Source organism: Rhodohalobacter sp. 8-1, from assembly GCF_038150125.1.
Taxonomy (GTDB): Bacteria; Bacteroidota; Rhodothermia; order Balneolales; family Balneolaceae; genus SW132.
Window position 1 is genome coordinate 1 of the sequence record NZ_JBBVMF010000030.1, and the last position, 26,369, is coordinate 26,369.

Here is a 26,369-nt window from a genome sequence, read left to right on the forward strand (position 1 = left end):
TCGAAGGGGGACACTCCAGAATAAACTCATTATTGGACCTAAAGTTATAGGTTCTAAGTTGATACCTCGTGGGCTCTGCCCCGAGGTAGTTTATTTCGAATATTCTTGCTTATAGTCTTCAGGTATAAATACCATCCAGTGAAAATGATTGGGCATTAAGCACCAGGAAAGCAGTTCATAGTGTTTTAGTAAATGAGACCTCATCTTTTTTAGAAAAAACAAATAGTTCTCCGAAGAAAAGAATATTTTCTGCCTGTTATTTCCTTGATTGTATATGTGATATAATCTCCCTCCAATAAATTCCATAGTTGATTCTCCTGATTAACTTTATAAATGATTATTCTAAGAATTAAATGAATAGATCTCTATTTGGCAAATGCCCCACCACGGCTGACGGTTGTTTTTACCGTCTGTCGGGTAAGTTAAGGTCTGTTGGTTTGATAAAAGAGATTCTCTGAACTAGGTTCGGGGCAGACTCACTCGTCAGCCCGCAACTGCAGCGTGCAGACGAGGGTTCCTGGCTGCCGTTGCCGCCTGTCGGGTAGATTAAGGTCTGTTGGTTTGATGAAGGATTTTCCTGAATTGACCTCGAGCCACACCCATTTGTCAGCCTGACCCGTGATGGACTTATTCGGAGCGGAAGCAGCGTGCAGACGAGGATGCTTGACATTTTTTCAATCCTTAAAATTAAAGAGCGACATTTTTGTCAGGGCAGTTTGTCATTTTTTCAAGTTCGGCGCATGTTTATCTCAATTGGAATAACACTTGATATATTAAACAGTGAAGTGAGTGCGATTTAAGATAAAAACACTCAATGATTCGTAACCTAACTTAAAAATCAATGGAGGTAACTGACATGAGAACTCGAAATCTTCCAACTACGCTTGCGGATCGAAATTCAGACCTGACAACATTCAGTAGCTGGATGGACCGCATTTTTGACGAAGTCATCAATCAAAACTCAGGTACATTTGTGCCTACCCTGAATGTTTCTGAAACAGATCAGACATTTGAAATCTCTGTTGCTCTGCCGGGAATGAGCAGAGACGATGTAGAGATACACTACGAAAATGATGTGCTTACTATTAGCGGCGAACGTAAGTGGAAGCACGAAGAGAAAGAAAACGGACGCCGCTATCACAGAGTTGAATCAGGATACGGTACTTTTAGCAGATCATTGCCACTGCCAAATTTTGTTGACTCCGATCAAATATCAGCAGAGTTTGAAAACGGTGAATTGATCATAACGGCTCCAAAGCTAAAAGAGAAAGCCGGTAAAAAGATAGAAGTAAAATAGTCTAAACCGGTAAATTCTTAAGTATTAAAAAAGGCTGCGGTGTGAATCGCGGCCTTTTTTGTGTTATTGATGAAATTCGATAAATCTATTGGGATCCAATTCCCGATCTGCGGTCTTACGACTTTAAAATACATGAAGGTGTGGGCTAAAGTCCTTCAACTAATTTATATCGATTTCGGGGGATATTTTCCTATTTTTGATTTATGCTTGCTCAAAAAGACAACAAATCGAATACAGAGTATTTATTACAGGTGCCGGAAGGCCAGCACACCGACATCCGGCTGGACAAATATATTACCTCGTTTATCCAGAATGCGTCTCGCAACAAAGTGCAGAAAGCTATCAAAGATGGATATGTTGTGGTTAACGGCGAAACTGAAAAAGCCTCATACACCATGCAGCCGGGCGATAAAATCGAAATTCGCCTGCCGAAGCCACCGCCACCCGAAGCGGAACCGGAGCCGATGGACCTCGATATTGTGTATGAAGACGAGCATCTGATCATTGTCAATAAATCGGTGGATATGGTCGTGCATCCCGCGTTCGGCAACTGGACCGGCACGCTGGTGAACGGGCTGCTCTATCACACACAGGAAAACCTGTCACTGACGGATGAAGAGACACTTCGGCCGGGGATTGTTCATCGGCTGGACAAAAATACAAGCGGCCTTCTGGTTGTGGCCAAAAATGATGTGGCGCACAAGAAACTTGCAAAACAGTTTGCAGATAAGACGGCCAACAGAACGTACTGGACGATCGTATGGGGCAACCCGCCGGACTCAGGCACCATCACGGGAAACATCGGCCGGTCGCCGAAAGACAGGAAAATAATGACTGTTCGGCCTGATGGGGAAGGCAAACACGCCGTCACACATTTTAAAGTACGTGAGCGGTTTGATCACCTTTCTCTGCTTGAAGTAAGCCTCGAAACAGGCCGGACACACCAGATTCGAGTCCACATGCAGCATGAAGGCTACTACGTATTTGGTGATATTACTTATGGTGGAAACTCAGTTCGTTACGGTCCCAACACCGGGAGCCGCAAACAGATGTTTAACAACCTGTTTGCGAGAATAACCGATCAAATGCTTCATGCCAAAACCCTGGGAATTGTGCACCCGGCCACAGACGAATACATGGAGTTCAATTCGGAGCTTCCCGAGAATTTTCAATATGTGCTTGATACGTTGCGCACCAATTGTAAACCTAATTAATTAACTAATTAAAGCCTGATATAGATTTATGGGAAAGAATACAAAGACAATTAACATCGAAGTAGAGCTCGACGACAAAAACATACCAACTGACATCAAATGGAATGCTACTGATTTGGAGGGGTATGATGAAGCCTCCTGCCGTGCAATGCTGCTCTCTTTGTGGGATCACAATCGCAAAGACACCCTGCGCCTGGATTTGTGGACGCGGGATATGACCATTGATGAGATGAAGATTTTTTTCCATCAAACACTGGTAACGATGGCAGATACCCTGGAAAACTCAACAAATGATGATCGTATCAGCGGTGACATGAGAGACTTCTGTGCCTATTTTGCGGATAAAATGGACATCAAAGAGTAACGATATACCGATCTTCATTAACGCTCCTGATTATTGGCGCAAAGTTCCTATATTTACCACGACATTGATCAGCGACATAAATTAAAGTTAAGAAGCAGCCATGCAATACCTCGATTTTGAACAGCCGATTGCCGACCTCGAAGATAAAATCCAGGAACTACAGGATTTGTCAGTAGGAGATGGTGTTTTAAAGCCCGAAATTGACCGGCTCAAAAAGAAAGCGCAGCAGCTCAGGGAATCTATTTTTACGAACCTTACCCGGTGGCAGCGTGTGCAGCTTGCACGTCACCCGGAGCGGCCATATACACTAGATTACATTGAACGGATTGCAGATGATTTTATAGAAATCCATGGCGACCGATATCACAGCGATGATCACGCCATTGTGGGTGGTTTTGCTACAGTTGGGGGGGAGTCAGTCGTGCTGATCGGCCATCAAAAAGGGCGGGATACAAAGAGCCGGCAGTACCGGAATTTTGGAATGGCAAATCCCGAGGGATATCGTAAATCGTACCGGCTGATGAAGCTTGCCGAAAAATTTGATTTGCCGGTCATTACCCTTCTCGATACTCCGGGTGCCTATCCCGGGCTGGAAGCTGAAGAGAGAGGACAGGCTGAGGCGATTGCAAAGAATTTGAAAATGATGGCTACTCTTGAAGTGCCTATCATCAGTATCGTCATTGGCGAGGGTGCCAGTGGTGGTGCCATCGGAATCGGAATGGGAAATGAGGTGTATATGATGGAAAATACATGGTATTCTGTCATTGCTCCAGAATCGTGCTCATCTATTCTCTGGAAAACGTGGGATTATAAAGAGCAAGCCGCCGCAGCGCTTAAACTGACGGCTAAAGATTTGCTCGAGATGAATGTGATTGACGGGATCATTCCTGAACCTGTTGGGGGAGCCCACAGAGACTACAATCAGTCTGCTTTGGCAGTGAAAGAGCGCTGTCTGGAAAGCCTGAAGCGCTTGAAAAAATTGAAAGCCGATAAACTCATCGATCAGAGAATTGATAAATACGCCTCTATGGGTGTATGGGCCGGATCAGAGAATGCTTAAGTAACGAGATGGTTATTTTTCCAGAGAGTCCGCCTGTTTTTTCCTATACGCACATATTGCGGAGCCGCTATGGCGAAACAGATCAAATGGGATATGTATATTACGGCCGATATCCGGAATTTTTTGAAGTAGCCAGAACCGAGATGCTTCGTTCGCTGAACTTGACATACCGAAAGATGGAAGAGGACGGCGTTATGCTGCCTGTTGTTTCGATGGAAATAGATTACAAACAGCCGGTTTTTTATGATGAACAGATGCAGATAAAAGTTATGCTGTTTGACAGGCCGACCGTCAGGCTTCAAACGTATTACGCTATTTACACTCAGCGGCAGAATAAGCCTCATATTAAAGGTCGGGTTGCCTTATGTTTTATGGATTCAGAAACCCGTAAGCCGGTCAAAGCTCCGGCGATGTTTTTTGAAAAGTTTGAAACATGAAGCGGCTTTCGAATCCATTTCTTTACCTGTTCGTATTGGCGTGCGTTTCATTTGTCTTATTAGTATCGTTTGGAGAAGTTTTATGGAGTACAACAGGATCTGTAGCTGAGCGTCACTGGACAGAAAAAATGTTTTTCGGTATTTGCCATCAGCTGCCAGATCGAACGTATAGTGTTGATGGGGCCTTAATGGCGGTAAATACTCGCTGTTTCGGAATTTTTTTGGGAATATTGGCCGGTTGGGTTTTGCTTCCCTTTATGGGTAAATATACGGTTGACAGGCACTGGCCTGTAATACTGTTACTGCTGGCTGTAACTTTACAGGTAGTTGATTATTTGGGAAATTTAGCTGAGCTTTGGCACAATACAAATCACTCGAGAGCACTTTTGGGTGTACTGTTTGGCGTTGCGCTTTCGGTTTCGGTCTCGGATCTGTTTGTGAAACGTAAACCTAACTTATAAACATATATTATTATGGAACAAGACGAACAATCAACCGGCACATCCCCGGACTCGATTTCATTTGGAGATATGTTGCCTTCGGCAACTGTCGTAGGCTTGATATTTAGCATCATCACGTTTGCAATTGGCCTGGCCGTGGGCTACTACGAAATAAGCAGCGAAGCGACCGGCGCTATGCTTTCTCCATCAATGTTAAGTGGCACGGTTATTTGCCTGATATCATTATTAGGTGGTGTACTGGCTGTATGGCATTTTGTGAAAGAGGTAAATCCTTATATTAAACTTGGGCAGGGAGCCGCGCTCGGTTTTCTAACAGGGGCCGTAATGGTCATCTTGTCGGCTGTATACTCCGAGGTTTGGAATTTCATCGATCCCGATTATACCGAGCAGCTCGTGGAAGCCACGATTGCCAATGTTGAAGCCATGGATTTGCCTGATGCACAAAAAGATGCAATGATAGATAGTATGGCAAGTTCAGTGAGGCAGGGACAATCATTTGTATCTCAAATTTTATGGGGTATTCCTGTATCAGGTATTCTGAATTTGTTGTCGGGAATGGTTGGCGTTAAGATTTTTGCAAAAAAAGAGAATCAGGAGTCATTCTAAGCATTTGAATAATTCAGATTACGGTTCACGGATGTTAAACCAAATGAATATCCCCTGGGTTGAGCGAAAAGGTTTTTCGCACTGGGGGATGTCGCTCTTATGGCTAATTGTTGTGTTTGTGATGTCTCAGGTGGTAGTTGCGATTGTTTCTGTAGCTATTCTTTATGCGACAGGTGAGGCTACAACCACGCAGGAGCTAATGACGGCATTACAAAACCGGCTTGATATCCTGTTTATCGGGAATTCGGTGGGACAAATTTTCATTCTGGGGCTTGCCACATTCCTGGTCGTTGGGCTTCATACCGGTAAAGAAACCAAGCGTCAGTTTCTCAGAATAACATGGAAAGACGATACGGTATTTTATATGATTGTCGGAGGAATTTTAATTCTTGCCATTCAACCGACCGTCATGTTTTTAGGCTATCTGAATTCGTTTCTCCCCACACCTGATTTTCTCGAAGAACTGCATCGTGGTCAGTACGAAATGTTTGAGGAGTATCTCACATCTGACGGCGTACTTCTCATTGGGCTGTTTCATGTAGCTCTTGTGCCGGCTTTTGCGGAAGAGGTTTTGTTTAGGGGATATGTGATGCGGGCATTCGAGCGAAGTTCAGGAATCATCGCAGCGTTAGTTTTATCCAGTTTCATTTTTGCAGCGTTTCATCTGCAGCTCACAAATTTACTGCCACTGGCCACTCTCGGAGCTACAATGGGGCTCTTAGCGTGGCTGTCCGGATCCATCTGGCCGGCAGCGGTTGCTCACTTTGTAAACAACGGATCTGCAGTTGTGATGGCCACTTATATGCCGGAACAGGCGTTTGCCGATATGACACCGGAAACATTACCGCCACTATGGATGTTAGCTTTAAGCATCGTTATCTCCGGAATTTTGGTTAAAATACTGTACGAGAAATCTAACTATCGGCTAAAGTCATGAGTTTTTTTGGACGCTCTAAACCAAACAAGATCGAAAATTGGGTGTGTGTTATGGAACGGCACATCGAGTTTGAGGTCGAGATGGCAAAGAATTACCTTGCAAACCACAGGATACCATCAAACATTCTAAACAAGCGTGACTCCGCGCATAGCCTCAATATCGGCGAGATGTCCCTCATCTATCTCTATGTTCCTAAAGAGTTCGAAAAACGGGCAAGAAAAGCACTCTCAGAATTTCAAGATGAACTGGATGAAGACAACTAATCGTTGACCGAATTAACCAAACGTATTCTTGTTGCAGTACCGGCAGCCTCCATTTTTATAAGCCTTGCCTGGATGGGAGGGTTTTACTTTAACGCTGTAATGGCTCTTCTTGCAGCGGGTACCATCTGGGAAGTCGGAAGGTTGCTAAAAATGTCGGGACGAGACCTTTTTTTACCGGTCAGTTACTTGATAGCGGGTGCTATTTGGGTAGCGGTAATTTTGCCCGACCCGGTACTATATGTTTTTGTAGCTCTTCTGATTCTGGCTACAGCGGATGCTTTCATTTCAACAAAATCTGAGTGGTCAGTAAAATGGCTGAACACCATGTTATGTGCTGTATATACCACACTGGGATACTACATGGCCGCCGCCGTTCGCGAGCTGGGGACGGGCCAAGATGGGTTTTGGCTGATCCTTGCACTATTTTTGATGATATGGGGGAATGATGTATTTGCCTATTTTGGAGGCAAAAATTTTGGGCGGCGAAAACTGGCACCTCACATCAGCCCTAATAAAACATGGGAAGGATTTTGGTTCGGTTTTCTTGGGGCTGTTACAGGCGCTACGATTGCGTGGTTCTCTGTTGCAGATTTTCCGCTAACCTTTTATCAGTTACTGCCAGCTGCAATTATAACAAGCGTTACAGGCCCTGTCGGAGATCTTCTGGAAAGCAGTATGAAACGGCGTGCAGACATGAAAGACTCATCGTCTCTGCTGCCGGGGCACGGCGGGCTATTCGACCGTTTTGATGCAATGATTCTCACGGCTCCATTTATCTACTTTTATTTCACACTTTTTGTGTAGTTTTTTTGTTGTGTGAAGAAAAGCCCTATACACCTTCAAATCATACAGTTATGGAAAAAGAACTACAGATATTAATTACAGGAGGCACAGGATTTATTGGCGAATTTCTATGCGAGCGGCTCGCACGAGATGGCCATTATTTAACGCTGATCAGCCGATCGCCTGAGAAATATTCCGAAGAGAATGCTAAAAATCAGACCTACATAAGCTGGGGCAGTAACCTTGCTAAGCAGATGGACAAAACGGATGTGGTAATCAATCTTGTGGGTGAAAATCTTTTTGGCAAGCGGTGGACCGATGAGGTAAAAAAACGACTTTATGACAGCCGGATTGATCTCACAAATAAGCTGGTAGATGCCATGGAGGAGTCGTCAAATCCACCTGACCTTTTTATTTCCGCATCGGGTATAAACTATTATGGAGACTCGGGCAGCAAAGTGCTGACCGAGGATGAGAAGCCGGGCGATGATTTCCTTGCAAATTTGTGTGTTGACTGGGAAGGGGCCGCACAAAGGGCAAAAGAATTTGGTGTGCGTGTAGCGATTCCAAGAATAGCGCCGGTTCTTGAAGACGGAGATGGAATAATTGAGAAAATGAAACTTCCTTTCTCTCTGTTTGTTGGCGGATCGCTGGGTTCAGGAGATCAGTATTTGTCGTGGATACACATGTATGATATGATTAGTGCGCTAATGTTTCCAATCGAAAATCCTGAGATATCAGGTCCATACAACGCAGCATCACCGAACCCGGTTCAAATGGATGAGTTTGCAAATACAATGGGTAGAGTGATGAATCGGCCGTCTTTCTTTAAAGTGCCGGAATTTGTATTAAATACTGTATTGGGTGAAGCGGCCACACCGGTTTTGGCCAGTCTTCGCGTTCAGCCGAAAGTTCTGCAGAAAACAGGATTTGGATTTCAGTACGCTGATCTTGAAGTCGCCCTCGGGGATATTTTATAAGATAGAGGACCTCTAAGCGTCGAGCTGCGTGCCTTCGGCAGGGAGACCTTGAAGTGTCCGGTGCATAGCCCATACAGAGTCTAAATAAAGCGGCAAGCTTGTGTTGCTAATAGGTGTATTTTCTGTCAAACCAGGTGCTCAGAGAGTAGCAATAGAAAGTGATAAGAGTTAGCGGATCTTATTGACAATTTCCTTTTACTTTGAACGCGGAAAATCCTTATCTTATAAACTTGGGGCAAGTTCCATACAGCCAGCTCCCTATGAACTCCGTCAGGGTCGGAAGGCAGCAGCGGTAGTAGGTCGTAGCGGCGTGATATGGGTCGCTTGCCCCTCTTTTTTTATCTTATCTTTTTTGTGCTGTTCAGTATACACTTTTCTTTTCTTTGGATGATAACCATCACGACCATTTTACAAAGTTGCAGCCACGCTTTTGCTGATATCTTTTGCAATATGATCTGCATGAACGCGTGTATTTTCGATAAATAACCGGCTGGTATCCATGCCGCCACAAACCACACCTGCTACATACATTCCTTTTCGATTGGTTTCCAGACTCTCATCGTCAAAAACAGGCATCTGCAGCTCATCTTCCGTTAGTTCTATACCCAGTTCCTGCATAAGCCCAAAATGAGGCCGATAGCCGGTCATCGCCAGTACAAAATCGTTAGGAATAGTTTTGAGTCCCTCAGGGGTTTGAATATCCACCTCTTTTTCCCGGATCTCCACGACCTCGGAATTGAAATATCCTGTGATAGATCCCTCTTTTATGCGATTGTCAATATCCGGTTTTACCCAATACTTGATGGTCTCCTTAAGGGTGTCGTGGCGGACTAAAATAGATACGTTTGCATTGGCTCTATAAGTTTCAAGAGCTGCATCAGCGGCAGAATTTCCCCCTCCAACAACAAGCACATTCTGCCAGGCATAGCGGTGAGGTTCATCGTAGTAGTGCAACACTTTAGGCAGATCTTCTCCGGGAACTTTCATCAGGTTTTCCTGTCCATAGAATCCCGTGGCAACCACTACTTTATCAGCTTTGTAGGTATCTTTATTAGTTGTTACCTCAAAATTTCCATCGCCACCGGTAACGGTTTGTACCGTTTCGTATAGGTTCACATTCAAATCAAAATGTTCAGCAGCACGCCTGTAATATTCCAGCGCCTCTTTGCGTGTGGGTTTAGGACCGTGAGAAATAAACGGAATATTTCCAATTTCCAGCCGGTCCGATGTGGAAAAGAATGTCATGTTTACCGGGTAGTTGTAGATGGAATTGACCAGGCAACCCCGGTCGATGATTAACGATGGAATGTCTCTTTGTTTAAGTGCGATGGCCGTTGCCAGCCCAATTGGACCTGCGCCGATAATTATTACCATTGAAATATTTATTTAGAGTGTTTGGACCTGATTTTGATAAAGAATATGTGATCAAAAAGTCCCCTCCTTCTCAAGGAGGGGATTTAGGGGTGGTTTTGCCCTGGGCATCCCTTTGGAAAACAGGTTTTTGAGTCTAATTATAATTCAAAAACTAAAGGCTACCACCCCCAGCCCCTCCTTACACAGGAGGGGAGTGTATTATCCACAGTTAATAGTACTCAGGCTATTTACTATACAATTAAAGATAAGAACAATTATGGGGTGAAATCATTCGGATTGCTTGCATCTTCCAGTCTGTTTAAAATCATGTTGAAATATTGGCAGATTGTCCGCTCCATCCAGCCGGGAGGCATGCTCCAGTAGCCTACGTGGCCGCCACGTTCAGTAAAACAAGCCGTCAGGTATGGGTTCTGATGGATATCGTCCATTGGAATATAATCGAACGGACACAGTGGGTCTTCTCTGCTGTGTATCAACAGTCCCGGTTTTGATATCCGATCAAGAAAAAATGCACTCGAGCACTGGTTGTAGTAGTCTTCGGCGTCCTTAAATCCATGGACGGGTGCAGTAACCTGGTCATCAAATTCGAAGAGTGTTGAGCCGTAAAATGCGGGGAGATCTTCGAATATCCTTCTCTTTTGCTGCAGTTTATCGCGCAGTGTGATTAGAAACTGGTAATCGTAAAGGCGGTTAAATCCATTTTGAAGGTTTACGGATCCTCTGTACAAATCATAAGGAACAGATACCGCAGCAAATGCCTGGATGAGACTTTCATCAGAAAAATGGTTCAAATAGTTAAGCAGTACACTTCCGCCTAATGAAAAGCCGGCTGCGATCTGAATAGAATCAGGATACTGTGTTTCAATCCATTTGCAAACTGTCTGCAGATCTTCATACTCACCGGAATGATAAAAACGCCGGGTCTGGTTCATTTCGCCGCCACAACTCCTGAAATTCATAGCTACTACGTTATAACCAAAGAATGCCATTTGGCTGGCCAGGTTTTGAATATAATAACGCCCAGATGACCCTTCGAGACCATGTAGCAGAATGAGAACGGGAGCATCAGGGCTTCTGTGGATGCGGTCTAGATTCAGAAAATCACCATCTGGCGTGTCAATTTTAACTCTCTTAAAAGATGCATGAGACGGCCTGAAAAACAGAGATGCACAAATTGTGTGAAAGTGGCCGTTAAAACACCACGGAGCAGATTTAAAATCGGTTAGTTCTGGTTTGAGGGGTTTTGTCTTCAATAACACGTTATTAAATTCAGAAAACATCAATATGAAAAAAAGAGAGCTGCATGTCACGTCCCAATTAATATTGTTTTGGCCATCCATATCATATCAACGCGTCATCCCGGCCTTGAGCTGGTATCTCCAAATCATGCCGAACTGCAAAACTTTGTCAAGGTAAATCTTGTCCTGAATCAGAGATGGAAGATCGCGGGTGGAAGCCCGCGATGACGTTGTAAGGTTTGTTAACCCACGCCGGTCATGCCTAGCCCCGAGCCGGCGTCTCCCATCCAAGTTATACATCCCGCCATTGGGACGTATCTTGTCTTTGCAAAAACGGGAGATCGCGGATCAGTGTCCGCGATGATTGTAGAAATAAGACTGTAAACCTTGCTAAAAATATGTTCCGATAAAAACAGGAAATCGTATCTAATCTTCCGCATATTAAAGCCTTATGGATATGACAAGTAAAAGAAAGAATTCTCGCCGAATCGCTGCAATCGATCTTGGAACGAACTCATTTCACGCGGTAATCGTGGATGTGTTTCCGGATGGAAGTTTTCAAACTGTTGATAAACTCAAGGAGATGGTGCTTCTGGCTGAGAAAGGGTTTGGCCAGAATTTGTCGCCGGCAGCATCGGACCGCGCCGTTGAAGCGCTTAAGAAAATAAAAACCCTTTGTGACCATCAAAATGCCGAGCAGGTGCTTGCCTATGCAACCAGTGCCATTCGTGAGGCCGAAAACGGCGGCGAGTTTATTCAGCGTGCAATAGATGAGGTCGGAATTAAAATTAACGCAATACCCGGCCGAATGGAGGCGGAACTGATTGGCCTCGCCGTTCGTCACGGTATTCAGCTTCCGGATCAGCCCGCTCTGATGGTGGATATTGGGGGTGGCAGCGTAGAGTTCATTATCGGGGATAAGAAACGATTCTATTTCCTGACGAGCAAAAAAATTGGGGTGGCTCGCATGACCGCCAGCTATGTGGATTCTGATCCAATTTCAAAAGAAGAGATTTCAAAGCTGGAACATCATTATGAAGAGCAGCTTCGCGATGTTGCCCAGGCATTTGCCACACATCGGGCCGGAATAATGATTGGGTCATCAGGTACAATGGAAAATATTGGCCTGATGATTGCCAAGCGCGAGGGTAAGTTAAAGAACCTCTCGGTTAATGAACTTGAGTTTACAAATGAACAGTTTTATTCCTTGTATGACGAACTCATTAGAATGAACCGCAAGGAGCGCTCAAAGCTTTCCGAGCTGGATGATAAGCGAATCGACCTGATTGCCCCGGGACTGATCCTGGTTAGATATCTTCTGAAAAAGTTCTCCATCAAAAGGGTGAAAATATCATCACAGGCACTTAGAGAAGGGATTATTCTCAGGTATATCAATAAAGAGATGGACGAGCTGAAAGGCATGGCCACATACGATGAGCCGCGACTGCGCAGCGTGATGGAGCTGGTGAACCGGTATGACTGGCATGAAGATCACTCCGCGCATGTTGCAAAACTCAGCATGGCACTGTTTGATGAATTTCGCGACAAATTAAATCTCACTGACGTAGACCGTGAACTCCTGAAATATTCGGCCTTTATGCATGATATCGGGTATTTCATTTCGCACCGAAAGCATCATAAACATGCACTTTATATTATCCGCCATTCAGATCTTCTTGGGTTTAAAGAGATCGAAATTGAGATGATGGCCAACATTTCACGCTACCACCGCCGATCGACACCTAAGATGCGGCACAAATATTTTAAGAAACTGCCGAAACCGGTGAGAGAGCGAATCAAAAAATTGGCGGCAATATTGCGTGTAGCCGATGGACTTGACCGAAGTCACTACCAGAACGTACGGGACGTCCGGGTTGAGCGGAGCGGGCAAAAAACCCGCTTATTAATCATCACGGAAACAGATCCTCAGCTTGAAATATGGGGAGCTATGAGAAAACGGTCCCTACTCGAAGAGGTGCTTTCAAGTGACGTGGAAGTGATTATAGATCCTAAATCACCCTACAAATATCACTGATTATTGTCTGAATCTGAGCTTTCGGCCTGCCGCTTTTTCACTTTTTGAACATATTCGTAACGGGCACGAATGCCCGCGCGGTTCCCGTAGAATGTACCCAGGCCGCATGCAAATCCAACCACAAGGATTAAAATCAATTCTGATCCTCCGGCATTTTCACTGATGGCAAAAATCCAGGTGGCCGGGGGTAAAAAAATGAGTGTTGCCAATACGAGGTGGTTGTTGGTCGGTTCCGGTACTTTTGTGATATACCTTTTTATGGCCGCATACGATAGGTTCAGGTATATAAATCCAACGGCCAGTAACGTGGCTAATCCAATCCAGCCCGGATCTGAAGCATACACTAAAAATGGATTTGCGGCGAGAATAATCCCAAGTGATATCATGATCACCCAGGTAGCGTATGCGAAAAATCGGGCAGTGTCTTGCATGTTTGAGTTTAGTCAGTCAGGATTTACTTATAAGAAGGCTAAAGATAATGTGATTAGAGCCCACTTTCAGCACTTATTCCGAGGCAGAGGGCGGGAGTATCTAGCATACAGAGAAAGTTAATAAGGATATTTATATTCTCTGCATAATTTATATGTACCATATAAGTGAGAGGGCAAAAAAGAAAGAGTCTGAGTTGTATAATACCCAGAAAAGTTTTGCGAAATAAGGGGTTCTTTTTGGGAAAAAATGTAGTCGCTCAAAGTTTCGCTGATGATTCTGCTATAATTAAAGCCCTTTTGCCTTAATTATAATTAGTTGCTCACTATTATGATATGCATGCATTAATTGTTGAAAACAATCTACTGCAGAACAAAGAACTTCAGAAGCAGATGTTAGAAGAGCAGTTTAACCTTGATTGCACCAAAACACTGCGGGAAGCAGAAGAACGGTAGCCGTTTGAATCGGTTGTTGCAGGCAGACTTGTGACATTAACCATGCTTACCTTGCTTGTACTTCCAACTATTTTATCACTGGATGGAAAAAGGCAAAAAGCTGGTCATTAAAGAACATGAATTTTAAAATTAATCCACTGAGGTATTCGATATGAATGACGCTTATTTACACTTGGTTATTAATCATCTTCCTGTTTTCAGTATGCTTTTTGGGCTTCTTATTTTGATTTGGGGGCTCATCAAATCAAATACAGCAATTAAAAAACTGGCGATGGTACTTTTTATTGTTGGGGCAGTAGGCAGCTATGCAGCTGTGGAGACGGGAGAGGGAGCCGAAGACATTATCGAGGATTTTGCGCCGTCGATATCTCATGATTTGATTCACGATCATGAAGAAGCCGCTGAAATTGCAATGTGGTTCTCGTATGTAACCGGAGGATTGGCTTTGCTGGCGCTATTTACAACAGGAAAAAATGTTCGGTATGAGAAAGTCCTGACCGGTGTGCTGTTTATTGCAGCCCTGGCTGCTGTTGGAATGCTAATGTACACAGCGTATGAAGGCGGAAAAATTCGGCACCCGGAGGCTCATGAAACGGCTGTTATGATGATTCCTTCAGATGACATAATTAATGAAATAGATATAAAAGCACAATCGCATCACGGCTGACTCTGGCAAAGCTCGATCAAAACACCATGATTGTCTTTGGGATGCACAAACGCTACAAGTTTGTTATCGGCACCCTGCTTGGGTATTTCATTTAGCAGGGTAAAGCCTTCCCCTCTCAGGCGCTCCATTTCCTTATGGATATCATACACTTCAAATGCCACGTGATGAATACCTTCGCCTTTTTTATCAACGAATTTTTGAATGACGGATGATGCATCTGTAGGGCCGAGTAGTTCCACTTTCGATTCTCCGGTTTCAAAAAATGCGGTTTCTACCTTTTCACTCTCAACAGTTTCTGTTTTGATGAGTTTTTGGTTCAGGATTATTTCGTAGGTCCTGATTGCCTGGTCAAGATTGGCTACGGCAATTCCGATATGGTCTATATGCATAACTGTATGGTTTAAAAGTTACGTAACTCTATTTAACGACATCAAACGAAGTATCCAGTTTGGAAGCGGTGTGGTTCGTTTCCTGTTTTTTAGATTTAGATACCAGCCCCATCGCTTCATGACGGGCATTTTATGAGTCTGAACAAACTCAATGAGTGTTCCATCACGATCTTCAATATAAGAAAATCGCCCGGCAGCTTCACCCATATCAAAGGTATTGGCGCTGTCTATGATGAATGGTCTCCCTGACTCTTCACATTTAGTTTTCAACCTGTCCATATCGTTTACGTCAAAACAGACGTGAATGAACCCGAGATCGCCCCAATAGCGGTTCCGGTAAATATTTCTGGGCTCGTTTGTCAGGTCCTGGATCAGTTCAACCTGGATGCCCCCAAGCAGCCGGCTGAATGCACCATCATCTCTTTGTGGTTTTACAAAGCATGTTCTTCTGTAATTACTGCCGGCAGGAAGATCTTCAAATGATCCGGATTCATCATAGATGGCGCTGCTGAAGCCGAGTACATCAGTATAGAGAGTTGATGATTTATCAATGTCGCTCACCCCGATTGTAATTCCGCAAACTCCGCCAGTTGTTTCAGAGCCTTTCTTGAACCAGGAGTTGTCTTCTACAACTTGAAATGTATTGCCATAGGGATCCCGGACCCAAAATGTATGCCCGATAGCCGGATGATAGAAGAGGTTTGAGACAGTGTCATCAGCATCGCGCTTAAGCGTCCGGTGAGTGATTGCAGGATTGACTGATTTTATCTTGACTGCGTTGATTCCAAGATCCCCGAACCTGGGAGTGTGTTCGGCCGGCGCAGGCGTTCTGTTTTTAAACTGCCAGATTTCAAAACCGCCGCCGCCCATCATATTCAGCGCCAGAACGGCACGCCGCGAGTGAACTTCGTTACCGGTATACTGCTTCATGAGCGTGGCGTCGGCTTCATCATCAAACACCGGTACATTCATGTTAAATGTATTTCGGTACCAGCTCCACGCCTCATCAACGTCTGCCACACCGATTCCGACCTGTTGAATTCCTGTAATAAGTTGAGGCATATTTAAAGATGAAATTTCAAAACAGAAAGTACAAGAGTTCAGGTGATTTCAAAAACCGGGAAGGAGTTTTAACAAGTATGGAAATAAAAAAAGCCGCGCTGTAGGGCGCGGCTTTAATGGAAGTGACGATAATAAGAGTTTAGTTTTGATCCCAAAAAACACGATCCAGCATGGTTCTGTCTGGCACGTTGGCTTGATTTCGTTGATCCTCGGAGTCCGGATAGGCAACGAGTCGAATCATTTGTCCATTTAGATCAGGATTATGGTTTGCAGGAATTTGAAAACCTGTGTAAGCGTAATCATATCGCCTGGCATCATTCCAGGCTTCTGGATTCAGAAACATGGCAACGTATTTCTCCTTCATGATCTCATCTATCGTCAGGTTTGCGCTACCAACTGATACAGATGGTTCATTCCAGTAATCTTCAATATCCTGCTGTTCAACTCCAAGTTTTTCCATGTGAGCACGAATGCCATTTTCATATGCCTGGTAAGCACGGGTAGCATTAACGGTAAGTGCTGCTTCTGCTTCAATGAACTTCATTTCCGCATAGGTTGCCATCAATAATGGAGCTGTTGGGCCTGAAGCATAAAATGATCCGACAGCCAATACCGCACGCTCACCCTGCTCAGGAGCAGCTCCGCGACCGGCACCATTTCTTGTTCCGATATATTCCCCTTCAAACTCTTCGGTAATAGCTGGTTCTGTGATAAACTCAATCCTGGGATCTACCAATCCATAAGTTTCCCCGTTGAGTTGGTCCACAAACTGATCGGATAGCCAGCCGCCTAAGAGAAGATTCGAGTTGTTTAAAGCTGTTCTGTACCAGGGATTCTCAGTTGAAGTTCCCTCATCAAAATATGACATCTGGAAATCTTCATCACTGCTTGAGAAGGAGTTTTCAACTGCTGATAAGACGGCTGCTCTGTCGTATTCTCCAAGCTTGCTGTAATGGTTCAGGTAGCGTGCCTCGAGAGCGTATGCTGTTCGGGTCCAGGCCACCAAATCGCCACCGTATATGAAATCATCATTTCCCGGGGAGGCGGCAGATTCAGGCGCCTGGAGTTCTGCTTTCGCCTGGTCCAGGTAGTTTTCGATTTGATCATAAATATCAGCAGAATTGTCGTATGACGGCTGCAGAATATCATCAGAGAATCCTTCTGAAAACGGAACGTCACCGAACATATTAACTAGCAGTCCCAGGTTGTAAGCCACCATTACCTTGGCGGTGCCTGAATAGTGCGGGGCACCCAGGTCATTTGCCTGATCGATGAGAACAAGAAGATCGCCGATATTGAAATATAAGTTTGCCCAGGTATTGCCATAGGATACACTTTCGTGAGTATCGGTGGAGGAGTCCTCATTTGGTGATGCAAAGTGTTGGACAAAGAACGAAGTTGTGGAGGCCACACGGTTCGTGTTTTGGGCAGTTTGGAAAGTGGTGTTAGTCATCAAGCCTTCAATAGGAGCCGATGTTGGATTGTTTGGATCATCGTTAATATCGAGATAGTCGCTACACCCCAATACCATGAAGATGCTTAAAACAGATACTAAAAGTAGTTTGTTTAAATATTTCATTGGATTATACCTCAGGGATTAAAAGGAGAAATTTAAAGAGAAAATCAGGCTTCGTGTACCCGGGTAGGCAAGATCAACAAGTCCAATCAAGTTGCTGCCTGAGCTGTTAAATGCCTCCGGGTCGTACTGCGAAAATGGAGTCCAGAGAAGAATGTTATTTGCAGTAACCCCAGCACGTACAGAACGGAATGGTAGATTTTCAAGGATATCTTCAGACAGAGAATATCCAAGTCCAATATTCCGCAGCTTTATATAAGAAGCATCTTCAACGGATTCTTCAATAATACCCCGGTATGTATTCCTGTGATAGCCAGCCCCATAATTTCGCCCGGTTTCTGAATCAACTCCTTGCCCAAGCCAAACTTCCTGAGTATTAGTAGACCCGTCTGCTAGTACACCGTCAAAAACGATCCGGTCTTCCCGGTTAAGGGTTTTTTCGGTGTGCCCGAATGCAGCATCCCAGTTATCGAGTTTGTTGTATTTATCAACACCCATCACAAAATCAACATTAAAGTTGAAATCCCAGGTTTTATAGTTAAACACATTGGAAATATTCATAGTCCAGTCGGGTGTGGAATCACCAACTATTTTATCATCTTCATTTATGACGGGAAATCCGTCTTCTCCGATAATAATAGGGAGACTTGTATCGAGCACGTCTGAGTCTGGATCAGCTCCGAATCTCTTGTAGCTTGTTCCCCAGATAGCACCGTAGGACTGACCTGGCACGAGTTGCATAAATGGGTTATTTACGTAAGCTGAAATACTTCCAAGAGTAATGGCATCAACCCCGTCCCTGATAGATATAACCTCATTTCTATTCAAGGTAAAGTTGGAGGTAAGATTCCACTGGAAGTTTTGCTGTCTCACAGGACTTGCGCTGAGCGTGATCTCAATTCCCCTGTTTTCAATTTCACCGGCATTCGTAATAAACCGTGAAGATCCTGTGGCATTAGATACAGGAACCGGAATGATCATATCCTTACTGTTTGCTTTGTATAGAGTAAGATCAAGCCCAAGCCTGTTATCAAAAAATCTCAGGTCAAATCCTACTTCTTGCGACGTTGTCCGTTCAGGCCTCAGATCGGGAGAGGCAATTGTTGCACCTTTGGTGAATCCTGTGGTTCCCTGGATAGGGTAGATGGATGGCGCTACAAATACACCTACTGTTGAGTAGGGCGGAGCATCTTTTCCTACTTCTGCATAGGACGCTCTTAATTTTGCATATGTCAGCCATTCAGGTGTTTCCAGCATGTCGCTGACCACAGCTCCAAGGCTCACAGACGGATAGAAGAACGATCGATTATCTTTTGGCAAGGTAGACGTCCAGTCATTACGGCCGGTTACATTAAGATATATAATGTCTTGCCAGTCGATATTTAAGTCTCCATACACACCAATGAGTCTTTTTTCAGTAAGCCTTTGGTCATTGCTAATGTTGGTAGCGTTACTGAAATGATTAAACCTTGGGACAACAAAGCTTTCTCCCCGGGCCCTGATGAGATCCGAACTTCGGTCAAAAACATCGTTACCCACACGTAAAGTCATACCCAAATCTTGAGTAAGATCGGCCGTCATGTTCAGAGACAGGTTCGACGTAATGTCGCGGCTGTTGATTCGGGTCTCTTCAATGAAACCCCCTACACCACTCCATACAAATTCGTTTTCAAGGCCAAGAGGACCTGGAGTGATCTCTGAACGATCATCAGAGTAGGTATCAATTCCAATCAGGTATTCCAAACTAAGCCAATCTGCAAATTGATAGGAGGATCGAATGTTTCCGATAATCCTGTTTACATCATCTTCATATGTGTTGACATTAGCATCGTAAACGGGATTCCGTCCGCTTCCTCTTCCATCACGACTGTCTGATTTCATTGTGCCGTCTTCGTGCCGCCAGTCGGTTACGTCTGCGCTGGTGTTCCAGTAAGACAGACGGGCCATGAAATCAATGTATTTAACCCTGTTACCCCCTGAGTTAATATAGTTTGCACTGGCAGCGACAGTCAGAGGCCCCTGGAAAAGTTCACCGGATAATCTGATCGATGTTCTGTCCCAGTCATTATTAGGTAAAATACCTTTATTGTTTGAATTTGAGACGGATGCGAAAAACGTAGCAGTTTCCGTCCCGCCTGAAATGTTCACAGAATTATCAATTCCAACCCCGGTTCTCATCGAATTTTCCCAATTATTATAGTATTGCAAGTCAGGGGTTTCAGAATAAGGTGCTCCCCACGCGGGCCAAAATCCATCTGGACTTGAAGAAAAGCCAAACCCTGGGCCATATACACTTTGATAATCAGGACGATTTATGACATCCTCACGACTCACTTTGTGAGAAAAATTGATCCTGATATCCCCCGGCTCTCCTTGTTTGGTTGATATTAGAACAGCTCCATTTGCAGCCCGGACACCGTATAGTGCGGTTGCAGGGGCACTTTTCAGGACAGAGATGGATTCTATATCGTCCGGATTTATATCCATCGACCGGTTGGACATGCCTCTGGGGCTGCCATTAGATTCCACAGTCGAATTATCGATTGGCACACCGTCAACCACAAATAAGGGTTGGTTATCAGCGGTGGGGTCCAGGGAGTTGAAACCCCTGATAAAGATCTGGGACCCTTTTCCTGCTCCGCCCCCGCGCGTCACTTGAACACCTGATACCTGCCCCTGCAGAGCACCAAGTACATCACCGCTGCCAGAACTGGTAATTTGATCTGAAGACACATCCTGAATGGTGTAGCCAATCGCACGGCGTTCCCGTTCAACGCCAAATGCTGTTACAACTACATCATCAAGTTCGAGGGTAGATTCAATCATGCTTATATTTACAACTGTCTCCTCACCATCAGCAATAGAAATCTGTTGTTCATACCTGTCATAACCGATATACCGGGCTTCAAGCGTATAAGTGCCGGCGGGTACCCCGGTAAACTCAAATTCACCATTAGCATCAGTAGCCATGCCAAGATTAAGATCATTGATGACAATGTTTACGCCAACAAGTTGTTCATTGGTGTTACTGTCGGTCACAGTTCCGGACAGTGAGCCCTGGGTGTATCCCTGGGTTGCAATCATTAATGTGCAGGTGCACAATAAGATCGATAAGTAACAGAGTCGTATACTTTTTTTCATAATAGTTTAGATGAGTTAGAGTGAGACAGGTATAGATTTAAGAAGTCGTATTCTTTAGTCTGATAAATTTTCTGCTATTTAATTAAATAATATTAGTTCGATGGATGTGTGAGCATAAAATCTAAAGAAATGATTGGTAGTTAGTAAAGATATTTTTAAAAAAATAATGGAAGCGGTTCCAATAAAAAATGGTTTAGTTGATTTTTAACATCAGATAAAAGTAGTAACAAATAATGTGATATTGAAAGTTATTTCACAAATTAACTTATATCAAATACGTTACCTGAAGGATAATATCTAAGAAAATAAAGTTGGTTCTGCCAGAAAGTTTGTGGGTACATGTTATAATCTTATGCATGGTCTGATTAAGCCGGGTGGTCATTAAGGAGATTGTTTCAGTCATTTTATAGTACAAACCCTGTTGCTTTTTTAAATTCTTTGCCCTGGGCATCTCTCACAGGACACAAAACGGAAAAACACCATTTTATTTCCCTAGGGACTGGCAGAATGACAATGATTCGGCTGGGGTGCCGGGCGGCGTGACGACAAGGCGACATTGAAAACGACGAATGCACCCACGCCGCCCACTTGCTAACAAATGAGCGTGTTATCCTGACTGCCCCTTTGGGGGATCGAGCCATTGTCGTAGATGGCGAAGAGAAGGATCTGCAAAAGCAATGACCCATAATTGTGGAATATTTTGAACATGTTCTGAGCGATTATTCACATATTATGCCATCAACCCGTAAATTTTTTACAAATAACTACTGTCACATTGGATAAAATCAGAGAACCCTAAATTAAAAAAAGTACCCCTTTATGATTTCCTATCACACTTGAAATAGCATTTGCATATTGCAGATTCGTGGTAGATTTTCAGGTGTTCAATCAAACTAACTTGACATGTATAGAAAATATATTGCTCTTTCAATCTTGGTAGCATTATCTGCCCTCCTTTTTTCCTGTAAAACATCTCTTCCGGAACCTGATAGAACGGAAAATGTCCGTCATCAAACTGAACTGGAGCAGCTATTTACCGAATCAAATGTATTTTCTGAAAGCCTCACCGGGTTCGTTCTGTATGACCCGGATACCGATTCGGTGCTTCACAACAGGGATGGAAACCGGTATTTTACACCGGCATCAAATACCAAAATTCTCACGCTTTATGCGTCACTCAACGCACTTCCTGATACACTGCCGTCACTCAAATATGAAGTCCGAAACGATACACTTTACTTTCATGGCACCGGCGACCCCGCGTTTCTGAATCCTAATTTTGATTTTACGGGAGCCTACGATTTTCTGTCTGGCCGGGATGAAGTCTTGGTTTATGACGACAGCCGGTATGATGACGACCATTTCGGCTCGGGCTGGTCATGGAACTGGTATCCGGCGTCGTACGCACCGGAAAAAAGCCCGTTTCCCATCTACGGAAATATGATGCGCCTCCAGGCCCGGCAGGTTGCACTTATTATGCTGGATGAAGATGAGCCCGTGAAACCAGCCTACTTTGAACGGTTCATAAAAAAAGGAGAATGGAATGGTGACCAATCTGAACTGGTAACACGGAATTTCAGGGATAACCAAATTTTATATGTGCCCAAATCCGATACGGCCAGGCAGGAACGCAATATCCCTTTCGTATACAACACAGGGTTGATTGCAAACCTGCTTGCGGACACGCTGGGGCGTGATGTAGGCATTTATAGCGGTCAAGAGATTGAATACTCCAATGTACATTACGCCACGCAGGCTCGTCCATTGTACGAACGCATGATGGTGGTGAGTGACAATATGATTGCAGAACAATTGATGCTGATGATCTCAGAGCAGGAATTTGGTGTGATGAACACCACGCGCGCCATAAATTTTGCGCAGGAAAATTACCTGGAAGACCTTCCTGATCGTCCCCGCTGGGTTGATGGATCAGGCCTGACCCGCTACAATCTCATCACACCAATGTCTACCGTAGTGCTTCTTGAAAAGCTTTACACGATGCTCGGCCATGAAGAAACATTGGCACTTATGCCGATAGGGGGAGTCAGGGGAACGATCAGCGGCCGTTATCGTGCTCCAGAAGGTCAGCCGCCATTTGTGTATGCCAAAACAGGAACACTCAGCAACAACACCAGCCTTAGCGGCTACTTGTTTACAGATTCGGGCCGGCGCCTCACCTTCAGTTTTCACAACAATAATTTTGTGGTGAGCAACAACGTCATTCGAAATGAGATGGATAGAGTGCTGCAATACATCCGGCAAAATTACTAACAGATTAGCCCGTTTTTTGATACTTTCATTCAGATTTCAAATCATAGTTATAATGAATGATGATGAACGTATCGAAAGCCATTCTCAGGTCTATTTTACTGGTAGTTTTAGTTTTGTTGGAAACAGCAGCAGCACAAAGTGGCGAGCTAACTTCAGATGACTACGAACGGGCAGAAAAAATGCTCAGCTGGAATTTGTCGGACAAGATTTATCGCGCTGATGTTGCGCCGAATTGGATCAGTGACAACATGTTTTGGTATCGGGTTGAGACCCGCCGGGGCACCGAATATCGCGTGGTGAACGCATCAAGCCAGACATCCAACGCGGCTTTTAACCAAGAGCGCCTTGCCTCAGAAATTGCCCGTATTTCAGATTCGGATATTAATCCATGGGACCTTCCGATTAGATCTATACTGCTGAACCCGGCACTTGAGGATCTTCAATTTCAGTTCAGGGGAGAAAGCTGGACATGCGATTTACAATCATACGATTGTACTGTGGAAAAAGCCGGTCAATATGATGTGCCAATGTCGGTTGATTTTCCGGATGGGCAGTGGGCGACCTACACAAAAGATCATAATATGTGGGTACGCAACCTTGAAACCGGTGAAGATATTCAGCTGACATCTGATGGTATCGAGCATTATAGCTACGGAAGGAATAATCAGGGGTGGTCGCGCTCTGATCGACCAATACTGAAATGGTCACCCGATTCAAAGAAAATTTCTACTTATCGGCTTGATGAGCGTGATGTGAAAAAGATGGTTCTTTGGGAAACTAAAGTGGGTCACCCCGATCCGGATATCTGGCCGTACGCGCTGCCCGGCGACACCATTGTACCAATGCTGGAGCGGGTTATTTTAGATGGAGAAACGCAGGAGCAGGTGTGGCTTGATGTTGCCCCGGGCCATCAGCGAGCCTCAAATTGCTGTGGCCTGGTTCGCAACGGTGAATGGGCAGACAACGAGTGGAGTGCAGACGGTGAAACACTGGCATTTGTATCTACATCCCGGGATTACAAGGATGTGACACTCTACCTGGCTGATGCGGAATCCGGGGACGTAACTGAAGTTTTCAGCGACAGGGATGATATCTTTTTTGAATCGAACCTTGTGTCGAGAGGCGTTCCCAACTGGCGCGTGCTGCACAACAGCAATGAATTTATTTGGTTCAACCGCAGCGATAACTGGGGGCACCTGTATCTGTATGATTTGCAATCCGGCATGCTGAAAAACCGGATCACTGAAGGTGACTGGAATGTGGTGGAAATCAAACACGTGGATGAGGCTTCCAGGACAATACTTTTTACGGCTGTTGGTATCGAGGAAGATCATAATCCATACCACGAATATCTGTATCGTGTTCGGTTTGATGGTTCAGGCTTAGAGCTTCTCACACCGGTAGACGCCCATCACACCGTAAGCCTCAGTCCCAATCAGTCGTATGTCGTTGACACTTATTCCGATTTTGAAACGCCTCAGACAACAGTTCTCCGGGATGGAAATGGGAGGGAGCTGATGACAGTGGAACAGGCCGATGTAGATGAGTTACTGGCAACCGGCTGGAGAAAACCTGTGCCGTTCAGCGCTAAAGCACGTGATGGTGAAACGGATATTTACGGCATTATGATGCTTCCATCCGATTTTGATGAAAATAAAAAATACCCGATCATCAACGCCATCTATCCCGGTCCGCAGGGCGGAAGTGTAGGCAGTCGCCATTTTTCAACTTCAAGGAGAGGACAGGCGCAGGCGCTCGCTGAACTTGGGTTTGTTGTTGTAGCGATTGATGCCATGGGGAGCAGCCCCATTCGGTCCCGTGAATTTCATACCGCCTACGCCGGAAACATGATCGATAACGGGCTGCCTGATCAAATAACCGCGATGCAGCAGCTGGCGGAGCGATACTCATTTATTGATATTGATAAAGCCGGAATTTACGGCCATTCAGGCGGCGGATTTGCCACAGCCGCTGCGCTCACACAATATCCTGACTTCTTTAAAGTTGGGGTGGCCGGCGCGGGAAATCACGATAATAGGAACTATACGTACTATTGGGGCGAAAAATACCAGGGACTTCTTGAAGAAGAAAATGGCTCGGACAACTACGCGTCATCTGCCGTTCAGCTTCATGCCGAAAACCTTCAGGGAAAACTAATGCTCAGCTATGGCTCAATGGATATGAATGTACATCCGGGTATGACACTGCTGTTTATTGATGAGTTGATTCGTCATAATAAAGATTTTGATCTCGTTGTGTTTCCAAATCGGGGGCATGGCTATGCGAATGAACCCTATAATATTCGGCGAACGTGGGATTATTTTGTGAAACATTTGGCCGATAAAAAACCTCCGGTGGAATTTGAGATTTCACATTAGAGGAAAAAGAATAAACGCGTTTTAATAATTGGATTCATTCGCAAAAAGCTTTGCGAATGAGTGAAGATACAAGATAGATATGGAAACTACGCTTATCTACGAACTCATCGGATATGCTGCATCCCTTTTGGTTGCGGTATCGTTGATGATGAGCAATATCATAAAGCTTCGAATAGTAAACTTGGTCGGATCGGCGACGTTTTCTTTGTATGGAATACTCATAGGGTCCATTCCCGTGGCTGCAATGAACGGATTTATTGTGCTTGTGAATATCTATTATCTAACACAGATTTATTCAGCCGTGGAATATTTCAAGATATTGAAAGTATCTTCAGGCAGTGAATATCTTAAAGCATTTTTAAATTTTTACAAGGATCAGATCGATACATTCCAGCCGGATTTTAACTTCAGCCGGTTAGATAATGATCTGATTGTTTTTGTACTGAGGGATATGATACCAGCGGGTTTGCTGGTAGGTAATGTTACCAAGGAAGGCACACTGGTCGTTGATCTCGATTTTGTGGTTCCCCAGTTCCGCGATTTTAAAATAGGCAGATTCCTGTTTGATGAGAACAGGTCCTTTTTCAGTGAAAGAGGAATACATGAGATTGTTGCCACTCCAGGAAGTCAAAAACACAATGACTATTTACAGGAGATGGGATTCAGGTTGGGTGAGGGGGACGAAGAGCGCTACCGGTTAAAACTTTGAGAAAGATTTCAGTAATTTGTACCGGGCGCTATAAAGTGTTCTGCATTTAGAAAAATTTTCAAAACTTGCTATAAACTATCATCCCGAACTTCGATTCGGAAGCTCATATATTCTAAATGGTTTTAAGCATTGTTTATGATTAAGTCTTTCGTACATATTGGTTTTGCAAAGACTTCAATCGATGAAAGAAAATGGATTTTAATAAGCTTCTATAGTGGTGATGTGTAAATCTAAGAAGGATTG

At 44.4% G+C, this 26,369-nt stretch carries 23 protein-coding genes and 1 other RNA gene; 17 read left to right on the top strand and 7 right to left on the bottom strand.

Annotated features, from left to right (window positions below; translation table 11 throughout):
• Window positions 1-856: 856 nt before the first annotated feature.
• From AABW11_RS18775 to ffs, 12 genes are all read left to right on the top strand, one after another.
• The gene (locus AABW11_RS18775; RefSeq protein WP_340106877.1) at window positions 857-1,297 is read left to right on the top strand and encodes an Hsp20/alpha crystallin family protein; all 441 of its coding nucleotides are present in this window, start codon (window positions 857-859) and stop codon (window positions 1,295-1,297) included.
• Between the two features lie 203 nt (window positions 1,298-1,500).
• Window positions 1,501-2,511 (top strand): RluA family pseudouridine synthase, encoded by a 1,011-nt coding sequence (locus tag AABW11_RS18780; RefSeq protein WP_340106878.1) that lies wholly within the window; start codon window positions 1,501-1,503, stop codon window positions 2,509-2,511.
• 28 nt (window positions 2,512-2,539) lie between these two features.
• Window positions 2,540-2,875 (top strand): gliding motility protein GldC, encoded by a 336-nt coding sequence (gene gldC / locus AABW11_RS18785; protein ID WP_340106879.1) that lies wholly within the window; start codon window positions 2,540-2,542, stop codon window positions 2,873-2,875.
• Window positions 2,876-2,975: 100 nt separating this feature from the next.
• Complete coding sequence (locus tag AABW11_RS18790) at window positions 2,976-3,935, top strand: acetyl-CoA carboxylase carboxyltransferase subunit alpha (RefSeq protein WP_340106880.1); 960 nt, start codon at window positions 2,976-2,978, stop codon at window positions 3,933-3,935.
• Between the two features lie 8 nt (window positions 3,936-3,943).
• Window positions 3,944-4,372: an acyl-CoA thioesterase gene (locus tag AABW11_RS18795; RefSeq protein ID WP_340106881.1), complete on the top strand. Its 429-nt coding sequence runs from the start codon at window positions 3,944-3,946 to the stop codon at window positions 4,370-4,372.
• A complete protein-coding gene (locus AABW11_RS18800; RefSeq protein ID WP_340106882.1) occupies window positions 4,369-4,833 on the top strand; it encodes a DUF2085 domain-containing protein in 465 nt (154 codons plus the stop codon). Before AABW11_RS18795 ends, AABW11_RS18800 begins: the two co-directional genes overlap by 4 nt.
• A 12-nt stretch (window positions 4,834-4,845) precedes the next feature.
• Complete coding sequence (locus AABW11_RS18805) at window positions 4,846-5,439, top strand: DUF4199 domain-containing protein (protein ID WP_340106883.1); 594 nt, start codon at window positions 4,846-4,848, stop codon at window positions 5,437-5,439.
• A gap of 43 nt (window positions 5,440-5,482) precedes the next feature.
• The gene (locus AABW11_RS18810) at window positions 5,483-6,376 is read left to right on the top strand and encodes a CPBP family intramembrane glutamic endopeptidase (RefSeq protein ID WP_340106884.1); all 894 of its coding nucleotides are present in this window, start codon (window positions 5,483-5,485) and stop codon (window positions 6,374-6,376) included.
• A gap of 50 nt (window positions 6,377-6,426) precedes the next feature.
• Window positions 6,427-6,639 carry a putative signal transducing protein gene (locus AABW11_RS18815; protein ID WP_340106885.1) on the top strand — a complete coding sequence of 71 codons (213 nt, stop codon included), beginning with the start codon at window positions 6,427-6,429 and terminating at the stop codon, window positions 6,637-6,639.
• 3 nt (window positions 6,640-6,642) lie between these two features.
• Window positions 6,643-7,443 (top strand): phosphatidate cytidylyltransferase, encoded by an 801-nt coding sequence (locus AABW11_RS18820; protein ID WP_340106886.1) that lies wholly within the window; start codon window positions 6,643-6,645, stop codon window positions 7,441-7,443.
• A gap of 50 nt (window positions 7,444-7,493) precedes the next feature.
• The gene (locus tag AABW11_RS18825) at window positions 7,494-8,402 is read left to right on the top strand and encodes a TIGR01777 family oxidoreductase (RefSeq protein WP_340106887.1); all 909 of its coding nucleotides are present in this window, start codon (window positions 7,494-7,496) and stop codon (window positions 8,400-8,402) included.
• Window positions 8,403-8,635: 233 nt separating this feature from the next.
• Window positions 8,636-8,735, top strand: an RNA gene (gene ffs, locus AABW11_RS18830) — signal recognition particle sRNA small type.
• Window positions 8,736-8,810: 75 nt separating this feature from the next.
• On the opposite strand, the gene AABW11_RS18835 is transcribed toward ffs, so the two are convergent.
• Together AABW11_RS18835 and AABW11_RS18840 are read right to left on the bottom strand one after the other, a co-directional pair.
• Window positions 8,811-9,776 carry a YpdA family putative bacillithiol disulfide reductase gene (locus AABW11_RS18835; protein ID WP_340106888.1) on the bottom strand — a complete coding sequence of 322 codons (966 nt, stop codon included), beginning with the start codon at window positions 9,774-9,776 and terminating at the stop codon, window positions 8,811-8,813.
• A 254-nt stretch (window positions 9,777-10,030) separates the two neighbouring features.
• Window positions 10,031-11,029, bottom strand: coding sequence for a YheT family hydrolase (locus AABW11_RS18840; RefSeq protein ID WP_340106889.1), 999 nt, complete (start codon window positions 11,027-11,029; stop codon window positions 10,031-10,033).
• A 442-nt stretch (window positions 11,030-11,471) separates the two neighbouring features.
• Here AABW11_RS18840 and AABW11_RS18845 point away from each other — a divergent pair, with 442 nt between their 5' ends.
• Complete coding sequence (locus AABW11_RS18845; protein WP_340106890.1) at window positions 11,472-13,049, top strand: Ppx/GppA phosphatase family protein; 1,578 nt, start codon at window positions 11,472-11,474, stop codon at window positions 13,047-13,049.
• Here the strand turns inward: AABW11_RS18845 and AABW11_RS18850 are convergent.
• A complete protein-coding gene (locus AABW11_RS18850) occupies window positions 13,043-13,480 on the bottom strand; it encodes a hypothetical protein (protein ID WP_340106891.1) in 438 nt (145 codons plus the stop codon). The genes AABW11_RS18845 and AABW11_RS18850 overlap by 7 nt on opposite strands.
• A 604-nt stretch (window positions 13,481-14,084) precedes the next feature.
• Here AABW11_RS18850 and AABW11_RS18855 point away from each other — a divergent pair.
• A complete protein-coding gene (locus AABW11_RS18855; RefSeq protein WP_340106892.1) occupies window positions 14,085-14,600 on the top strand; it encodes a hypothetical protein in 516 nt (171 codons plus the stop codon).
• Here the strand turns inward: AABW11_RS18855 and mce are convergent.
• The 4 genes from mce to AABW11_RS18875 all read right to left on the bottom strand — a co-directional run bounded on the left by mce (window position 14,591) and on the right by AABW11_RS18875 (window position 20,768).
• Entirely contained in the window at window positions 14,591-14,989 is a 399-nt protein-coding gene (gene mce / locus AABW11_RS18860; RefSeq protein WP_340106893.1) for a methylmalonyl-CoA epimerase, read from the bottom strand. The two genes, AABW11_RS18855 and mce, sit on opposite strands and share 10 nt — an antisense overlap.
• 18 nt (window positions 14,990-15,007) lie before the next feature.
• The gene (locus AABW11_RS18865; protein WP_340106894.1) at window positions 15,008-16,051 is read right to left on the bottom strand and encodes a VOC family protein; all 1,044 of its coding nucleotides are present in this window, start codon (window positions 16,049-16,051) and stop codon (window positions 15,008-15,010) included.
• 139 nt (window positions 16,052-16,190) lie between these two features.
• Window positions 16,191-17,630 carry a SusD/RagB family nutrient-binding outer membrane lipoprotein gene (locus AABW11_RS18870; protein WP_340106895.1) on the bottom strand — a complete coding sequence of 480 codons (1,440 nt, stop codon included), beginning with the start codon at window positions 17,628-17,630 and terminating at the stop codon, window positions 16,191-16,193.
• An 18-nt stretch (window positions 17,631-17,648) separates the two neighbouring features.
• Window positions 17,649-20,768, bottom strand: coding sequence for a SusC/RagA family TonB-linked outer membrane protein (locus tag AABW11_RS18875; protein WP_340106896.1), 3,120 nt, complete (start codon window positions 20,766-20,768; stop codon window positions 17,649-17,651).
• Window positions 20,769-21,671: 903 nt separating this feature from the next.
• Between AABW11_RS18875 and AABW11_RS18880 the strand changes: the two genes are divergently transcribed.
• The 3 genes from AABW11_RS18880 (at window position 21,672) to AABW11_RS18890 (ending at window position 26,126) form a co-directional block, all read left to right on the top strand.
• Entirely contained in the window at window positions 21,672-23,039 is a 1,368-nt protein-coding gene (locus tag AABW11_RS18880; protein ID WP_340106897.1) for a D-alanyl-D-alanine carboxypeptidase/D-alanyl-D-alanine-endopeptidase, read from the top strand.
• A gap of 56 nt (window positions 23,040-23,095) precedes the next feature.
• Entirely contained in the window at window positions 23,096-25,417 is a 2,322-nt protein-coding gene (locus AABW11_RS18885) for a S9 family peptidase (RefSeq protein WP_340106898.1), read from the top strand.
• 79 nt (window positions 25,418-25,496) lie between these two features.
• Window positions 25,497-26,126, top strand: coding sequence for a hypothetical protein (locus AABW11_RS18890; protein ID WP_340106899.1), 630 nt, complete (start codon window positions 25,497-25,499; stop codon window positions 26,124-26,126).
• The last annotated feature ends 243 nt before the right edge of the window (window positions 26,127-26,369 follow it).

Excerpts from the sequence above, each read along its gene's own strand:
- AABW11_RS18805 (WP_340106883.1), top strand. The coding sequence starts at position 4,846 with ATGGAACAAGACGAACAATCAACCGGCACATCCCCGGACTCGATTTCA.
- gldC (WP_340106879.1), top strand. The coding sequence starts at position 2,540 with ATGGGAAAGAATACAAAGACAATTAACATCGAAGTAGAGCTCGACGAC.
- AABW11_RS18810 (WP_340106884.1), top strand. The coding sequence starts at position 5,483 with ATGAATATCCCCTGGGTTGAGCGAAAAGGTTTTTCGCACTGGGGGATG.
- AABW11_RS18835 (WP_340106888.1), bottom strand. The coding sequence starts at position 9,776 with ATGGTAATAATTATCGGCGCAGGTCCAATTGGGCTGGCAACGGCCATC.
- AABW11_RS18870 (WP_340106895.1), bottom strand. The coding sequence starts at position 17,630 with ATGAAATATTTAAACAAACTACTTTTAGTATCTGTTTTAAGCATCTTC.
- AABW11_RS18850 (WP_340106891.1), bottom strand. The coding sequence starts at position 13,480 with ATGCAAGACACTGCCCGATTTTTCGCATACGCTACCTGGGTGATCATG.
- mce (WP_340106893.1), bottom strand. The coding sequence starts at position 14,989 with ATGCATATAGACCATATCGGAATTGCCGTAGCCAATCTTGACCAGGCA.
- AABW11_RS18875 (WP_340106896.1), bottom strand. The coding sequence starts at position 20,768 with ATGAAAAAAAGTATACGACTCTGTTACTTATCGATCTTATTGTGCACC.
- AABW11_RS18845 (WP_340106890.1), top strand. The coding sequence starts at position 11,472 with ATGACAAGTAAAAGAAAGAATTCTCGCCGAATCGCTGCAATCGATCTT.
- AABW11_RS18855 (WP_340106892.1), top strand. The coding sequence starts at position 14,085 with ATGAATGACGCTTATTTACACTTGGTTATTAATCATCTTCCTGTTTTC.
- AABW11_RS18885 (WP_340106898.1), top strand. The coding sequence starts at position 23,096 with ATGATGATGAACGTATCGAAAGCCATTCTCAGGTCTATTTTACTGGTA.
- AABW11_RS18890 (WP_340106899.1), top strand. The coding sequence starts at position 25,497 with ATGGAAACTACGCTTATCTACGAACTCATCGGATATGCTGCATCCCTT.
- AABW11_RS18795 (WP_340106881.1), top strand. The coding sequence starts at position 3,944 with ATGGTTATTTTTCCAGAGAGTCCGCCTGTTTTTTCCTATACGCACATA.
- AABW11_RS18775 (WP_340106877.1), top strand. The coding sequence starts at position 857 with ATGAGAACTCGAAATCTTCCAACTACGCTTGCGGATCGAAATTCAGAC.
- AABW11_RS18865 (WP_340106894.1), bottom strand. The coding sequence starts at position 16,051 with ATGCCTCAACTTATTACAGGAATTCAACAGGTCGGAATCGGTGTGGCA.
- AABW11_RS18815 (WP_340106885.1), top strand. The coding sequence starts at position 6,427 with ATGGAACGGCACATCGAGTTTGAGGTCGAGATGGCAAAGAATTACCTT.
- AABW11_RS18790 (WP_340106880.1), top strand. The coding sequence starts at position 2,976 with ATGCAATACCTCGATTTTGAACAGCCGATTGCCGACCTCGAAGATAAA.
- AABW11_RS18880 (WP_340106897.1), top strand. The coding sequence starts at position 21,672 with ATGTATAGAAAATATATTGCTCTTTCAATCTTGGTAGCATTATCTGCC.
- AABW11_RS18825 (WP_340106887.1), top strand. The coding sequence starts at position 7,494 with ATGGAAAAAGAACTACAGATATTAATTACAGGAGGCACAGGATTTATT.
- AABW11_RS18780 (WP_340106878.1), top strand. The coding sequence starts at position 1,501 with ATGCTTGCTCAAAAAGACAACAAATCGAATACAGAGTATTTATTACAG.
- AABW11_RS18800 (WP_340106882.1), top strand. The coding sequence starts at position 4,369 with ATGAAGCGGCTTTCGAATCCATTTCTTTACCTGTTCGTATTGGCGTGC.